Raw genomic sequence first — 16,016 nt, 5'->3', positions numbered from 1 at the left:
CCGTTCCGTTTTTGGTCCGGGGTAGTTTGCAAAAGCCGCGTTAATTCCAACCACATCCCTTGTACTCTGCGCGTGCTGTTATAATATTACAGCCTAAATCATGGATTTGAGAAAAAGGTTACCTATCGTGGTTCTTGTACTGGCGCTTGTGGGAGGGGGCTTACTGCAGAAAGTGAGTGCGCAGCAGGTTACCATCAGCGGTACCGTTTACGACATCAGTGCAAAGCGGCCGCTCGAGGCAGTGGGTGTGATCAGCACATCGGGCAGGGGCGTGATTACAGATTCGCTGGGTAAATACACCATCACCGTACATCCCAAAGACTCCATCTGGTTCACGCTCATCGGCAAGACCACGATGAAATACCCGGTGGATACGATCAGCAATCTTGAGAATTTTAACGTGATGATCCATGTTCGCGCCAACGAACTGCCCGAAGTAAAAGTGCGCAACAGTTACTACAAACTCGATTCCATACAGAACCGCCAGGATTATGCGAAGGTGTTCAATTTCAAAAAACCGGGGATCGGTCTGAGCCGCAGCTCGACTGGTTACAATCCCGGTGGCCTTACCGTTGGTTTCGACCTGGATGAGATCATCAACATGTTCAGGGTAAAAAGGAACCGCAGCATACTCAACTTACAGAAACGGTTGCTCGACGAGGAGCAGGAGAAATACGTGAACCGCAGGTTCAGCAAGGCTTTTGTGCGCAAGCTCACCAAGCTGCAGGGGCCGGAGCTCGATACGTTCATGACACGTTTCCGCCCGGATTATGCGATCGTAACCTTGCTGAGCGATCTTGAGCTTGGCTACTACATCCAGCAAAACTTCATCGAATACCAGGCGCAGCGCTACAATTGGAAAGGGGCTTTGCGCAAACGGGAGTAGCAGCCGCTGAAAGAGACCGTTACGGTCAAATATTCATTAAATCTCACGCTACGGTATGCTCATCATTTGCCTGTGAAGGATAATTGACCGTTGTTTTACATTGCCCTTCAACAATATTCCCGAAAACAGCTCTCTGCCGATCCAGATTTCGTTCTGCCCGATTAAATGATTGTGTAGCGGCAGATGCTAAATATTTTTATCTTTAGCAGCCTTTAAAAATCAGCCTTTGAAACCTCTCTATTTCCTTCCGCTTGCTTTGCTTTTGATGACCGCATGTAAGAGCAAAAAAGAACAACCCGCTAACGCAAAAAAAGACGGCGGCCAGCAGGCCGTGGTGGTTGATGTATTGATAGCCGCCGCACAGCCCATTACCACATCCATTGAAGCCAACGGAACCGTTGTGGCCAATGAATCTGTTGAGCTGCACCCCGAAGTGAGCGGTCGCATCACTTACCTCAATATTCCCGAGGGAGGAACGATCAAAGCCGGTACCGTGATCGCCAAACTGAACGATGCAGACCTGCAGGCGCAGCTGAACAAATCGAAAGTGGCGCTCGACCTGGCGGAGAAAACGGAGACAAGGCTCAAGAAACTGGTTTCTATACAGGGCATCAACCAGGCAGATTACGACCTGGCGGTGAATACCGTAAATGGTTACAGGGCCGACATCGCCTATACCCAATCCCTGATCGACAAAACGGTATTGCGCGCGCCGTTTACCGGCGTGGTGGGATTGCGCCAGGTAAGCCTCGGGGCGTTCGTATCGCCCACCACCGTACTGGCCACATTGCAGCAACTCGATAAAGTGAAGATAGATTTCACCGTTCCCGAAGAATACAGCGAACTGATACAGAAAGGAAAAACGGTGGATGTACAGATAGACGCCAACAAACAGACAACAGCAAAAGCCGTGATCATTGCCACGGAACCTACCGTTAACCTCACCACACGCAACCTCAAAGTGCGCGCGGTTTTGCAAGACAACCGCGTGAACCTTGGCGCTTATGTAAAAGTAACCGTTCAGTCGGGCAAAGATGCCAAAGGCGTTCTCGTTCCAACCAATGCGATCATACCAGACGACAAGAACAAGCAACTCGTCCTGGTTAAAGGAGGCAAGGCTTCCTTCGTAAACGTGGAAACCGGGAAACGCCAGGCGGGCAACGTAGAAGTGACCAAAGGCGTGAACGAAGGCGATACCGTGGTGGTTACCGGGGTATTGTTTGCAAAACCCAAGGCCGCACTCAAGGTACGCAGTGTGAAAACACTCGACCAGTTAGCGAATTAATTTGTTGCAACGGATCTCAAAAAGAACAGAAGCCCAGTATGAATATTTCCGAACTATCGTTGAAGCGCCCGGTATTGGCCACGGTGATGAACCTGATGATCATCCTCTTTGGCGTGGTCGGATTTACATTTCTCGCTGTGCGCGATTATCCAGCCATCGATCCGCCGATCATCTCCATCAGCACCAGTTATACAGGTGCGAATGCAGACATCATCGAGAGCCAGATCACAGAACCGCTGGAAAAACAGGTGAACGGCATCCCGGGCATCCGCTCTATCTCGTCTTCGAGCTCTCTTGGAAGCAGTAACATTACCGTAGAGTTCGACCTGGGTGTTGACCTGGAAGCGGCGGCGAGTGATGTGCGCGATAAAGTAGGACAGGCACAAAGAAGTTTACCGCAAGACATCGACGCCCCACCCATTGTTTCAAAAGCAGATGCGAACAGCGATTTTATCCTGATCCTTGCCGTACAGAGCCATACCAAAAGCCTGATGGAACTGAGCGACTACGCCGAGAACGTTTTACTGCAGCAATTGCAAACGATCAAGGATGTAAGTTCTGTAAACATATTCGGGCAGAAACGCTATTCCATGCGTTTGTGGCTGAACCCTGATAAACTGAATGCGTACAATGTTGCCTTCACCGATATCAGGACCGCCATCAGCCGCGAAAACATAGAATTACCGCCGGGAAAAATTTATGGGAACAACACAGAGCTCATCATCCGGGCGCTGGGGCGGTTGCAGACAGAAGAGCAGTTCCGCGATCTCATCATCCGCGAAGATGAAAACGGGATCGTTCGCCTGGGCGATGTGGCCAAGATTGAACTCGCGCCCGAACAACTGGAGCAGTCGTGGAAATACAATGGCGTAAACGCCGTGGGCCTCGCCATCGTTCCGCAGCCGGGTGCGAACAACATCGAGATCGCCAATGAGTTCAACAAGCGTCTTGAGCAGATCAAAACAACAAACAAGGCCGATATCGATTTCAAGGTGCTGATCGATAACACCGTTAACATCCGCCGTTCATTGAGTGAAGTAAAAGAAACATTGCTCATTTCATTCGGGCTCGTGGTATTGGTGATCTTCTTTTTCTTCCGCAACTGGCTCGTGGCATTGAGGCCATTGATCGATATCCCGATCTCGCTGGTGGCCACGTTCTTTATCATGTACATAGCGGGTTTCTCCGTAAACATCTTAACACTGCTCGGTATCGTACTTGCCACGGGACTGGTGGTGGATGATGGGATCGTTGTTACGGAAAACATATTCAGGAAGCTCGAAGAAGGGTTGCCCATACACAAGGCCGCGCTCGAAGGAAGTAAGGAAATTTTCTTTGCGGTAATTTCTACTTCCATCACATTGGCGGTGGTTTTCCTGCCGGTGATATTCCTTGAAGGATTTGTAGGAAGGCTTTTCCGCGAGTTTGGCGTAACGCTTGCCGCGGCTGTATTGATATCGGCATTCGTATCACTCACCATTACCCCGGTACTGAACGTTTACCTCAGCTCTAAAAATGTACACGAAGGATGGTTCTATAAAAAAACAGAGCCGTTTTTTGTTGGCATGGAAAACGGTTACAACCGCATGCTCAAAGGGTTTATGAAGGTAAGATGGTTTGCCTGGATCATTGTGCTGATCTGCGGTGGTATGATCTGGTTCATCATCGGCGGCTTGAAAAGCGAGATCGCGCCGCTGGAAGACAAGAGCAGCATCCGTTTTTCCATTACCCCGGCAGAAGGTACCAGTTTTAATTATTTATCACAGCTCACAGATAAAGTATCAAACTATCTCTACGATTCTGTAAAAGAAAGGGATTTCGTTTTTGCACGTGTGGGTGGCGGTTTTGGCGGCGCCAACTCTTCGCAGCCGAGGATCGGGTTGGTAGATCCTTCCGAACGTACGAGGAGCCAGAACGAAATTGCACAGGACCTGCAGAAAAAATTATCGCGGTTTAACGATGCACGTATTTCCGCCATACAGGAACAAACCATTTCTGTGGGATTGGGATCGCGCGGTTCATTGCCCGTACAGTTCATCCTGCAGAACCAGGACCTTGCGAAACTAAAAGAAGTGATCCCTAAATTCCTGGATGAGGCGCGCAAGGACAAAACATTTTCTACCGTAGACGTTAACATCAAATTCAATAAACCCGAGGTTCAGCTTACGGTTGACAGGATGAAGATCAAAGACCTGGGACTTTCAACAGAAGATGTGGTGGCCACGATACAGGCTGCCTTCAGCGGCGGGCGTCTTGCCTATTTTATCATGAACGGTTTCCAGTACCAGGTGATCGCGCAGGTTGAGAGAGAGAAACGGAACAATCCCGACGACATCAAAAACCTTTACGTAAAAAATGCTTCCGGCGAGAACATACCGTTGGATGCGGTGGTGCATTTAACGGAAAGCAGCAATCCTTCTACACTCTATCACTTCAACCGTTATAAGGCCGCTACCATTTCTGCGCAGCTTGCAGAGGGTAAAACGATCGGCGATGGTATTGATGCGATGAATGCGATTGCCGCAAAACTGCTGGATGAAACTTACCAGACCTCACTCAACGGTCCTTCGCGCGATTACGCAGAGAGCTCATCCAACATCATGTTTGCATTTGGCCTTGCATTGATACTGATCTACCTCGTACTTGCCGCACAGTTCGAAAGTTTCCTTGATCCGTTCACCATCATGCTTACGGTGCCGCTTGCATTGGCGGGTGCGTTGTTGAGCCTGTATGTGTTCAACCAAACCTTGAATATCTTTTCAGAGATCGGTATGATCATGCTCATAGGGCTCGTAACCAAGAACGGTATCCTCATTGTAGAGTTCGCCAACCAGAAACGCAAACTGGGCATGAACAAACGCGAAGCGGTGGTAGAAGCCGCCACACAAAGGCTGCGCCCGATCCTGATGACGAGCCTTGCAACATCGCTCGGCGCCCTGCCCATTGCCCTGAGCCTCGGCGCCGCAGCTACAAGCCGCATCCCACTGGGTATCGTGGTGGTAGGCGGAATCCTGTTCTCACTTATCCTCACCTTGCTGGTGATCCCCGCTGTGTATACGTTTGTATCGGGAAAGCATAAGAAGAATGAGCTGGAAATAACCGAATAATTAGGAATTAGGAATTAGGAATTGTTGGCTTCTTCTTTGTATTCATCGCTGAAAGCGCATTGCCAATTGCTTGGGTTCCGGCGCTGCATCTACACGCGTATCCGTGAGAACCAAATAATTCCTAATTCCTAATTACTAATTCCTAATTGTGATTGCTAGTTCCCAATTATCTCCGATTTTTGCACTCAACCTTTCACTATGGTTCCATCCATCGCCGATATACGTATTGATTACCGCTTGCGGTCTTTGAATGAAAATGAGGTACACGCAGACCCGGTTGTCCAGTTCAAACACTGGTGGGATGAAGCCGTCAGAAGCGAGATCACCGAAGTAAATGCGATGACACTGGCAACCGTTACACCGGAAGGCCGACCATCGGCGCGTATTGTTTTGCTGAAGGGGTTTGATGAGAACGGTTTTGTATTCTTTACCAACTACCAGAGCCGCAAAGGAAAAGAACTGGAGGAAAACCCGCACGGCGCCATTGTTTTTTTCTGGAAGGAACTGGAAAGACAGGTGCGCATTGAAGGCGGTATTGAAAAAGTAAGCGAACAGGAGAGCGACGAATACTACCATTCACGCCCCACAGGAAGCCAGATCGGTGCGTGGGCATCCCCGCAAAGCGACGTGATCGCAAGCCGCAGCGTGATCGAAAACAACTACAGCGCCCTCGAGCAAAAATTCAGTACAGGCGAGATACCAAGGCCCGGCCACTGGGGCGGATACGTGTTGCGCCCCTCCATGTTTGAATTCTGGCAGGGGAGAAGCAGCAGGCTGCACGACCGCATTTTGTATTCTTTGGAAAACGGCAACTGGAACATTTCACGATTGGCGCCTTAGCGCACTGCGTGGAACGAAGCAATGTATCAATCGGGCACTTCTTACGTTCGCTCCTAAGCAGAACTGTACCTTCTTAATAAATTGCTTCGGCCTCTGCAGGCTTACCATTGTATCGTGGCGCTGTCTTATCTTATTTACCGGCAACGCGGTATCTCACCTGTTTCGCATCCATCACTTCTTCGTAATAGACATTGTCTGCAGACAGGAAATATTTCTTGTTGTTGATCACAATGGTTTTGCAACCCGCCGGTAATGTATCAAACACTTCACCAATGGAAGGACGCGTATCCGCAGGCGGGGGTGTCGGATAGTTGTTTGCGTTGGTGTTTTTGTCTGTGTTTAATACGCCGTGTTTACCCTCAACCGTATACCACAATTCGCCATTTGGTTTGATGTAGTCTTTGAAATACGTTCCATTGTATTCATAATATTTTTCTCCATCGATCACCATTGCTTTTGCATCGCGTGGTATGAAGGGCACTTCTGCGCCAACAGGCGCCTGCACCACTTCGTAATCGCGGTTGGTTTGGCGGTAAAAAATTCCATTGTGGTAGTAATACGGGTAGTTGCCCATCCGCAAAGGCCAATAACCCCTTGGCAAAACGTTTACATGAAGGCCGAACGGCGGTACGGTTACAGAAAAGTACGCACCATAGGGACGGTAATACGCTCCTCCTGAATAATAATAAGGGTTGCCGCCAAAGTTCAGGCTTAGGAACATGCCCGGCAAACGGCTGAAGAATTGCCCGCGCACCGGGTAATAACCGCCGCCATAGCTGTAATGACGGCCACGTTGCGCCTGCGTGGCAACGGAGACAGAAAGGCACAGGATCAGGCAAACTTTCCAATAAGTAGATTTCGTTTTCATGGTTGCTGATTGAAATAAACAATACATTTCTTTACACTTCTCAGCAAAACTCATGCTGTTTTTTGGAATAACGGGGTTAAAATCGGTGAATCCGGGGATGGTGGTCCACTGGCTGTTTACATGGGCAGGTAAATATCAAACCTCGCGCCCTTCCCAATTTCGCTGGTAGCCGAAATGGCGCCGTTGTGGTTGTCTACGATCTTCTTAACGATGGCAAGGCCAATGCCGGTGCCGGAGTATTCGTCTTTTCCATGCAGGCGCTGAAACACTTCGAAGATGCGGTTGCGGTATTGCGGATCGAAGCCGATGCCGTTATCCGTAACCGTGATATGGCAATAGGTGAGCTTCGGGTTTAATTTTTCTGTTTTAACGTCTGTGCCCTTCACCGTTTTGCTGCTGATCACCACATGTGGCGCCACGCCCGGTTTGGCAAACTTGATGGCATTGCCCACCAGGTTATAAAGCAACTGCCTTATCTGGAAAGGGATCACACTCACCTCACACATATTGCTTACGTCGATCGTTACATTTTTTTCAGGATTTGTTTCCTTGATGTCCATTTTTACTTCTTCCGCGATCTTGCCAAGGTCCGTTTTTTCAAACACCCTGTCTGTAGTGCTGGTGCGTGAATAAGCAAGAAGATCCTGTATAAGGGTCTGCATTCTGCCGGCGGCATCCTGCATGCGTTTGAAGTAATCTTTGGCGTTTTCCGACAGGTTCTGTGCCTCTTTCGAAAGAATGCGTGACGCAAAGGTTTGAATCTTCCGAAGCGGTTCCTGGAGGTCATGGCTCGACACATACGCGAACGATTGCAGTTCTGCGTTCATTTTTTCAAGATCCTTGTTCTTCTGCGCAAGCTGCTCTGCATTGAGCCTGATCTTATCTTCGGCCGCTTTTTTGTCTGTCAGGTCGTGTGTAACTTTTGAAAAGCCGATCACGTTTCCTTCGTCGTCGTGCACAGCTGTGATGGCAACACTTGCCCACAACAAGGTTCCATCTTTGCGTATGCGATAGCCCTCGTGCGTGGCCTTGCCTTCTGAGGCGGCGCGTTGCAGCAATGTTTCCGGCAGTTTATTGATGCGTTCCTGTTCGGGATAAAAAATGCTGAAGCTTTTTCCAATGATCTCTTCTGCCTGGTATCCTTTGATCTTCTCCGCTCCTTTGTTCCAGTTCTCCACAATGCCTTCGCGGTTGAGGTAGAGGATGGCGTAATCTTCTACTTCCTCTACCATGAGGTGGTAACGCTGCTCGCTCTGCGCAAGCGTTTCATTGAGGTATACAAGTTCGCGGGTGCGTTCCTCCACCTGTTTCTCCAATTCAGATGTAAATATTTTCTGGTCCTCAATATCGGTACTGGTACCTACCCACATCTGTATGTTCCCTTTCTCATCACGCTGCGGTATTGCGCGGCTGAGCTGCCAGCGGTACTCGCCATCGTGCCGGCGAAAACGGTGTTCGAAAATAAAATCGTTGCCTGTGCTTATGGCTTCGGTCCATGCAGCTATATTGGCGGGGCGGTCGTCCGGGTGAACGATGTCGAGCCACCCTTTTTTCACCATTTCGTCCTGCGTAAAACCTGAATAATCAAAAACAGATTTGTTGAAATAATTGAGATTGCCCTCCGTATCTGCCGTCCATATGTGTTGCGGCATTGAATCTGCAAGCAGGCGAAAACGTTGCTCGTTCTCGCGAAGCTCCTGCTCCCGGTTTTTATCGTTGGATATGTCGCGGATGGTGCCGATCATTTTTACCGGCTTTCCTAACGCATCGTAAAAAACCTTTCCTTTTGCTTCCATCCAGTGTGTTGAGCCGTCTGCCCAGATGATGCGCGCCTGGTACTGCAATGCGCCTGTTTCCAGCGCAACACGCATTGCTTTCTCGCGCGTTGGTTTATCGTCGGGATGAATGTGCGCCAGGTGTTTTTCGTGCTGAACCATCGATGGATCATCGTGGTAGTTGAATATTTCCAGGTATCTTTTTGAGTAGGTCATCTCGTCTGTAACAAGATCCCACTCCCAGGTACCCAACTCGCTCGAGTCGATCACTATGTTCAGCCGCCGTTCGTTCTCTTCTATTTTCAGCCTGGCTTCTACGCGTTCGGTTACGTCGTTTACGGTAATGATCAATCCCGCCACTTTTTTCTCCGTATCGAACAGAGGGGCGTATTCAAAATCGAGGTAGAACTTTTTCAAACCGTCGTTGCCCTGGATATAGGCAACCGATTCTATTTCGGTATGCGCCTTGCCTGTTGTATAAACCCTGTTGAGCAGTTCTTCGTACTTCTGGGTTTTCAGTTCAGGAAATACTTCCAGTATCGATTTGCCGAGTACTTCTTCTCTTTTCTTCCGCCAGATTTTTTCGAACATGATCGAGTTGGCCATTTCAACCGTAAAATCCGGCCCCATAAAAATGGTCATTGGTATGGGCGATTGCATCACGAGGTTGCGGAACTGTTTCTCGCTTTCTGTGAGCGCATGTTTTGCTTTCACAGATTCCGTTACCTCGGTTGCTACCACCATAATACCGGTCACCTCGCCGTTCTCCTCTCTTAAAGGGTGGTATACAAGGTTGAAATAACCCAGCGCTTCCTGGCCGTATCTTTTCAGGCTTACCGAAAGTTCCGATGCATGAAACGTGGTACCCGTATCCATTACGCCGTTGAGCAATGGCTCAACAATGTCCTTTACTTCGGGGAGCGATTCAAACAGGGGTTTGCCTACGAGTTCTTTTTCTGTTCTATCAACCAGTTGCAGGTAGGTTTCGTTGGCCAGCTCGGGAACAAAATTCCTTCCCCGCAAAATGGTAATGCCAAGCGGCGCCTGCTTTACGGTGTTGCGGAAACGTTTATCGCTTTCTTCCACCTGGTGAAGTGCATCGGTCAGGTTTTGTTCACGCTCCGCGGCCTGGCTCAGTACACGCACTTTTTCGGTGGTTTCGTTGCAGGTTACCAATACGCCGGCAACCTGGTTGCTTTCGTCGTTCACCGGGCTGTAACTGAACGTCCAGTACACGTCTTCCAGTTGGCCGTTCCGGTAAATGGGAATGAGCTGGTCTTCGCTCCAGGTGGCTTCTCCGCCCTCGAGCACCTGGTCTATCAATGGTTTGATGATCGGCCATATTTCGGCCCACGCTGTTTCAGCGGCTTCCCCGAGTATCGATGGGTGCTTTCCGTGCTTTCCCAGGCTGGGCCTGTAGGCATCGTTGTAAAAACAGGTGAGCTCTTTTCCCCACCACAAAAACATCGGGAACTTTGAATGCAGGATGATGCTGAGCGTGGTACGCAGGCTTTGCGGCCAGGTAGAAGGATCGCCCACAGCAGTCTGGCTCCAGTCTTTTTCGCGCATGAGCCTGACCATCTCCCCGCCACCGGAAAGAAACTGCAGGCCAGGAATTGTGTTGCGCTCGCTCATTCAGAAAAGGTCTTTTAAGATCGCAGCTCGAAATTTTCTCGTTGCGGTTGGATCGTATCGTTTTGTGCTACCGAAGACAATGCCTGGTGAATCACGTCCTTCAGTTTATCAAACTCGTTTGGCTTGCTGATGTAAAAATGCGCGCCTTTTGTATATAACAGGTTAACGATGTCGCGATCATATGAAGTGGAAAAAATAACCACGGGAAGATCTTTCAATGCGTCGTTTTTTTTTATCTCTGAAAGACATTCAAACCCGTTTTTCCGCGGCATGTTCAGGTCAAGAAAAAGCAATTGCGGGAGCGGGTTTTTTTTAGAAAGCAGCTGCATCAATTGCTCGCCATCATGTACCGTCGACAGATCTGCCGTTACCGGAAGTTCATCCAATGCCTCCCTGAAAAGATCGCAATCGTCTTTGTCGTCATCAGCCAGTAAGAGTTGGATCGTTTTTTTCATGCAAAAAAAATCGGGTCAAAATGGCAATAAATATACAAAAAAAGCCGTGAACGTTGGTATAATTGAGATTGGACAACGATGGGTGATCAGAAACTGTGCCGCTTCGTTTATTCTTTCTTCTCCGTTTTCAAAACTTCCAGCAAGTTCTCGATGGAGCACGGTGAGAAAAACCTTGCGCCGGTGGCCGGGTCTACCGTGCTGTTCGACACAAGTCCCACAAGAAGGCCCTGCCCGTCTACAACCGGCGCGCCACTCAATCCGCCGAAAGTTTCGGGAACGATCTTTTCTTTGAGGAGCATGCGGTGGCCGATGGTTTTGTAATACTCAAACTCGTACACCCGCTGCGCACCTCCTTCCATTTTGCGCGTCCAGCCGATCACGTATAATTTTTCACCGGGCTCAAGCGGCGTCGTTCTCGGTTCCAGGGGCGTTACGGTGCTTTGGTTGCGGTGGATGGAAAAGACAAGGAAGTCGTTTTCGTAGATAGATTTGTCCGATAACAATTCACCTGCGTTTTCATTGATGAGTTGGTGCATGGTCACCGTTTCGCTGTTGTTGTCTGGGCGGAACATCGTCCATAGCCTGACCCTATTTTCAAATACTACCGTTTTCATTTCCTGCGGGTGAATGATCTGCAGCAGGTGCTTGGCGGTAACGGCAAATGTATCTTTCTGGTATTTTAATAAGAACCCGCAGCTGAATCGGGGTTGATCAAACTTTTGGTTTTCAAACCTGATGTCGTTCATCAATGCGATCGCAGGAAATTTCTTGTCCGCGGTTTTTTCCTGCGCCGCAGCCTGGAGGCAAAACAGCAACGCCAACACATAAACAGTTTTCATAAAAGAAAATAAAGGGTTTGCCACGATCTTCGACTTTACTTTTCCGTCACCGATCCTTCAAACAACAAATTACAATTGGGGTCGAGCCTTATGCCTGTTGGTTTTGTGGCCGAAGAAAAACGAAAGTTCCATTTCCTGTTGTCTACCCTTGCCTGGTGTATGGTGGAAGTTCCATCCGCTCTGCGCGATTCCACTTCGAGCGGGAAGACAAAGGTATGGGCCGTTTTTTGTTCAACCGTTACCGAAACCATCCGGGTTGCTTCGTTGTAATTCCAGCTTACATCAAGTGTTGGGTTTTCGGGTTGGTACAACCATTGGTTGAAAAATACTTCCAGGTTTTTGCCGGATGTTTTTTCAAAAATGTTCTGAAGATCTTTTGTATATGCGTTCCTGTTGCGGAAGCTTGCATAATATTCGCGTATCGATCTCCAGAAAACATCATCGCCCAGTTCGCGGCGCAGCATGTGCAATACCCATCCGCCTTTCTGGTAGGAGTTGGTGTTGAGCAGTTGCATGATGTTGGTGCCGGCGCTGGTATCTACCACGGGAACTTTTTTCTTTTTTGTGAATTCGATCACCGCTTTCCTGTCGGTCTGCAACGATTTTACAAGCGTATCGATGCCATACCTGCTTTCGAGGTAGAGATGCGTCATCTCTGTTGCAAACCCTTCACTGAGCCAGATGTGTGGCCAGTCAGCTTCGGTGGCCGCATCGCCAAACCACTGGTGGGCGATCTCGTGTGCGAGCAATGCCTCTGATTTCCGGGTGCCGGTAACGCTTCCCTCGTAGTAAAAAATAGCGCCCGCATTTTCCATTCCGCCGAATATGGTTTTGGATTGAACATTCGCTAATTTTTTATAAGCATACGGCCCTACATTTTTTATAAAATAAGGAAGGATCTCCAGCGCCTGCGCGTAATCCCGGAACCCTTTTTCCTTTACTTCGGGAAAGATCCAGCTTGAAACCGGGATGCCATCAACGGCACCGGGATGATCAACCGCAAAATCCGCAACGCCGATCACCATTACTTTTGTAGGCAGCGGCGCCTCTTCTTTCCAATGCGTCTGGTGTAAATGACCGGGCAGATCTTTTTCCCCGGTTTTAATTCCGTTGGCCACTACTTTGTAATGATCGGGTGCGGTTACGATAAAATCAACGGCGGCCTTATCAGACAGGTGGTCTTTACACGGCAGCCAATTGCGTGCGCGGTTGGGCCAGTTGTCGCCAAAAAAGGTCCTGCTGCCCCATTTGTTTTTGCTGATGATCAACCCGTCTGCGGGCACGCCCTTGTAACTGATCTCAAATGCGCGGACCTCATTCGCCAAAGCGTTTTTATCCAGCCTGATCGTAACCACATCGCCCCGGTGTGTGAACGATAGTGTTTTGCCCTTCTCTTTTACACCTGTAACCATCATTCCACGCGTAGTATCGGTATTGTTGATGAGGTCGAAATAAACCGCATCCGATGGTTTTGTAAAACGAACGGTGATCGTTGCGCGGCCAAAAAGGCTGTCGTTCGCATCAGAGATCTCCAGGTTGAAACCGTAATGCTGAACATCAATGGCCGGGTTGTAAGGCGCCTTTTGCGCAAAAGCCGCTGCTGTTACAAAAAGAATAAGCGCAGTGAAGATGGTTTTTTGCATGCGATGAAGATACGGCGCTTAGCTGTAAGCTTTCAACACTTTTACCGGATTGTAGCGGGTGGGCAACTCAATAAAAAGCCGCCGGTCTTCCGATCGGCGGCTCTCCATTGCCCGGTATATGGCCGTTACATTATTTCGTAAAGGTATGCGCCATCCCGTCTGCGACATTGTAATCGGAGAGCACAAGTTTGCCGTTGCTGACCGTTGCGCTCACTTCTGCGTTCATCGCGAAATTATCAACTGTGATGGCGCTTTTGAATTTGATCACCTGGACGTTGTTTTCAACCCTGCTTTCGAAGGAATCGCTTACCACGGTTTGCCCGTTCTTCTCTATCCGGTACGTATTGTTGTTCGACAACACCAGTACCACGTTCGTATTGGCCTGTGGTAAAACCGTAGTGGCGCCAACGCCACCGAAAGATTTTTCCCATAGCCAACGGTCGGTCAATTGACCGGGATCGTCCTTTTCGCACGAACTGAAAATGGCAACACATAGGAGCGACACAAATAAGATCTTTCGCATGTTTTCACGTTTTGTTTTACATGGATATTACACGCGAAAACAAATTTTCGTTGCATGCAAAGCGTTATTTTTTGAAGGTCAGCCCCTTTTCCTGCAATGCTTTTTTCAATACCGGGATGGCTGCCGGCCCGACGCCGTGCAACGCAAGGATCTCTTTTTCGGTGCATTGCGACAACTGTTTTTCGGTCTGTATGTTTTTTGAAGCGAGGGCCCGCCTGGCAGGCGCGGATAACAACGACAGGAATCCGCCTGCAGGTTTTTTCACTGCTTCGCAAACCGGGCAGGTGGGGCAGTCGCTGGTTTTGTAATAGGTGTGCCCGTTCGGGCAGGTGCGTTGGGATCGCATGGTGGTCGGGTTGAGTGCAGCAGGTTTTTTGTTCAGGATAATGGAGCGTTGTGTTTTTGGAACGTTCGGAAGAAGGCGAAGGTTATCCATTCCCATTTTTCTCATAAGACAAAACAACAACGCCGCTCTTGAACACTTTAGAGTTAACGAGTTTTAGTTCCAGCGGTTCTTTGAGGCCGTTGAACATAGGGGTGCCGGAACCGATGGCGATGGGGTCGATCATGATCTCGTATTGGTCTATCAATCCTGCATCAGACAATTGAGTAACGAGGGAGCCGCTGCCCAGGATGGTGAGGTCATTGCCGGGTTGCTGTTTTAGTTTTTTGATCTCCTCAATGAGATCGCCGCTCACCAGGGTTGTGTTGTTCCAGTCGGCTTTTTCAAGCGTTCTGGAGAAAACGATCTTTTCCGATTCGTTCATGCTTTGGGCCATTTGTGGGTTTTGCCTGGCCGCCTCGGGCGAGGGCCAGTACCAGGCCATCATCTGGTAGGTAACGCGGCCGAACACCAGCACGTGTTGTGAGCGGGCTGCGTTGCTCGTGTATTCTTTTTCGTCTTCACCGGGGTCCATTTGTTTGTGCCAGCCGATGTTGCCATTTTCATCATTCAAGAAACCATTAACGGTTGTGAAGTTGAATACCGTGAGTCTGCGCATACAATAAATTTGATACAAATTAGAATTTGTATGGTAAAGAAAGGTTGGTTTGCTGGACAAATCGCGGGCCGGATCAGACATTTTACCACTGTCCGTAGTTCCATTTGACTTTGAGTAACAGGTATGCCCAAACAAAAACCGCAGCCAAAAGCTGCGGTCAGGTAAAAATATCAATGGGGTCTTATTTTCTTTTGATCACTTTCTCTACCGCCTCAACTATGAATGGCGTATCCAGGCCATATTTGGTAAGCAGTTCGGTTGGTTTACCGCTCTCGCCAAAGGTGTCATTGGTGCCGATGTATTCGATTGGAATGGGAAGATGTTTCGCCGCTACCTGCGCAATGGCATCGCCGAGGCCGCCGATCACGTTGTGTTCTTCTACGGTTACGGCACATTTTGTTTTGGTGATGGATTTGAGAACGGCCTCTTCATCCAGCGGTTTGATGGTATGTATGTTGATGAGTTCTACGCTGATGCCTTTTGCTTCCAGTAACCGTCCGGCTTCTATGGCTTTCCAGACCATGTGGCCGCAGGCAAAAATAGAAACATCGGTTCCTTCGCTGAGTTGCTGTGCCTTACCGATCACGAAGTCGCTGCCATCTTCTTTTGTAAAGTTGGGCCATTTGGGCCTGCCGAAACGCAGGTAAACGGGCCCCTCATATGAAGCGATCGCCTTGGTGGCTGCTTTGGTCTGGTTGAAATCGCAGGGAACGATCACGGTCATGCCCGGCAACATTTTCATCAGGCCGATGTCTTCGAGGATCTGGTGCGTGGCGCCGTCTTCGCCCAGGGTAAGGCCGGCGTGCGATGCACAGATCTTTACATTCTTGCCGCTGTATGCAACACTCTGGCGGATCTGGTCGTATACCCGCCCGGTACTGAAGTTTGCGAAAGTTGTGGTGTAGGGCACCTTTCCACCAATGGTCATACCGGCAGCAATACCGATCATGTTTGCCTCGGCAATACCCACCTGTACAAAACGGTTTGGAAAATCTTTGATAAAGGGCCCGAGTTTCAATGAGCCGGCGAGATCGGCGGTGAGTACCACCACGTTCTCATTCTCTTTCCCGATCTCATGGATGCCTTCGCCAAAACCACCGCGGGTTTCTTTTTCATTCAATACCTGGATATCAGTCAGTTTCATTGCGTGTTTATTAGG

13 protein-coding genes are annotated in these 16,016 nt (G+C 49.2%); 4 read left to right on the top strand and 9 right to left on the bottom strand.

The window, feature by feature from the left end:
* Positions 1-106 precede the first annotated feature (106 nt).
* The 4 genes from GWC95_RS18720 to pdxH all read left to right on the top strand — a co-directional run bounded on the left by GWC95_RS18720 (position 107) and on the right by pdxH (position 6,118).
* Positions 107-886 carry a peptidase associated/transthyretin-like domain-containing protein gene (locus tag GWC95_RS18720; RefSeq protein ID WP_161820232.1) on the top strand — a complete coding sequence of 260 codons (780 nt, stop codon included), beginning with the start codon at positions 107-109 and terminating at the stop codon, positions 884-886.
* A gap of 226 nt (positions 887-1,112) precedes the next feature.
* Entirely contained in the window at positions 1,113-2,171 is a 1,059-nt protein-coding gene (locus tag GWC95_RS18715) for an efflux RND transporter periplasmic adaptor subunit (protein WP_237722212.1), read from the top strand.
* A 38-nt stretch (positions 2,172-2,209) separates the two neighbouring features.
* A complete protein-coding gene (locus GWC95_RS18710) occupies positions 2,210-5,278 on the top strand; it encodes an efflux RND transporter permease subunit (protein ID WP_161820231.1) in 3,069 nt (1,022 codons plus the stop codon).
* 198 nt (positions 5,279-5,476) lie between these two features.
* On the top strand, positions 5,477-6,118 hold the full coding sequence (gene pdxH, locus GWC95_RS18705) for a pyridoxamine 5'-phosphate oxidase (protein ID WP_161820230.1): 642 nt from the start codon (positions 5,477-5,479) through the stop codon (positions 6,116-6,118).
* A gap of 130 nt (positions 6,119-6,248) precedes the next feature.
* Here the strand turns inward: pdxH and GWC95_RS18700 are convergent, their stop codons facing one another.
* The 9 genes from GWC95_RS18700 to GWC95_RS18660 form a co-directional block, all read right to left on the bottom strand.
* Positions 6,249-6,986, bottom strand: coding sequence for a DUF6515 family protein (locus tag GWC95_RS18700; protein WP_161820229.1), 738 nt, complete (start codon positions 6,984-6,986; stop codon positions 6,249-6,251).
* Positions 6,987-7,102: 116 nt separating this feature from the next.
* Positions 7,103-10,396: a PAS domain-containing protein gene (locus tag GWC95_RS18695; protein WP_161820228.1), complete on the bottom strand. Its 3,294-nt coding sequence runs from the start codon at positions 10,394-10,396 to the stop codon at positions 7,103-7,105.
* 14 nt (positions 10,397-10,410) lie between these two features.
* Positions 10,411-10,851: a response regulator gene (locus tag GWC95_RS18690; protein ID WP_161820227.1), complete on the bottom strand. Its 441-nt coding sequence runs from the start codon at positions 10,849-10,851 to the stop codon at positions 10,411-10,413.
* 107 nt (positions 10,852-10,958) lie between these two features.
* Positions 10,959-11,690 (bottom strand): trypsin-like serine protease, encoded by a 732-nt coding sequence (locus tag GWC95_RS18685; protein ID WP_161820226.1) that lies wholly within the window; start codon positions 11,688-11,690, stop codon positions 10,959-10,961.
* Between the two features lie 35 nt (positions 11,691-11,725).
* Positions 11,726-13,333: a M1 family metallopeptidase gene (locus GWC95_RS18680; protein WP_161820225.1), complete on the bottom strand. Its 1,608-nt coding sequence runs from the start codon at positions 13,331-13,333 to the stop codon at positions 11,726-11,728.
* A 130-nt stretch (positions 13,334-13,463) separates the two neighbouring features.
* Complete coding sequence (locus GWC95_RS18675; protein ID WP_161820224.1) at positions 13,464-13,856, bottom strand: hypothetical protein; 393 nt, start codon at positions 13,854-13,856, stop codon at positions 13,464-13,466.
* Between the two features lie 64 nt (positions 13,857-13,920).
* Positions 13,921-14,292: an RNA polymerase alpha subunit C-terminal domain-containing protein gene (locus GWC95_RS18670; protein ID WP_237722211.1), complete on the bottom strand. Its 372-nt coding sequence runs from the start codon at positions 14,290-14,292 to the stop codon at positions 13,921-13,923.
* The gene (locus GWC95_RS18665) at positions 14,285-14,857 is read right to left on the bottom strand and encodes a dihydrofolate reductase family protein (RefSeq protein ID WP_161820223.1); all 573 of its coding nucleotides are present in this window, start codon (positions 14,855-14,857) and stop codon (positions 14,285-14,287) included. The genes GWC95_RS18670 and GWC95_RS18665 overlap by 8 nt, the downstream gene beginning before the upstream one ends.
* A gap of 181 nt (positions 14,858-15,038) precedes the next feature.
* Positions 15,039-16,001 carry a transketolase family protein gene (locus tag GWC95_RS18660; RefSeq protein ID WP_161820222.1) on the bottom strand — a complete coding sequence of 321 codons (963 nt, stop codon included), beginning with the start codon at positions 15,999-16,001 and terminating at the stop codon, positions 15,039-15,041.
* Between the last annotated feature and the right edge of the window lie 15 nt (positions 16,002-16,016).

It is taken from the genome of Sediminibacterium roseum (assembly GCF_009939005.1).
Lineage (GTDB): Bacteria > Bacteroidota > Bacteroidia > Chitinophagales > Chitinophagaceae > Sediminibacterium > Sediminibacterium roseum.
This window is presented reverse-complemented; position numbering and strand designations above follow the sequence as displayed.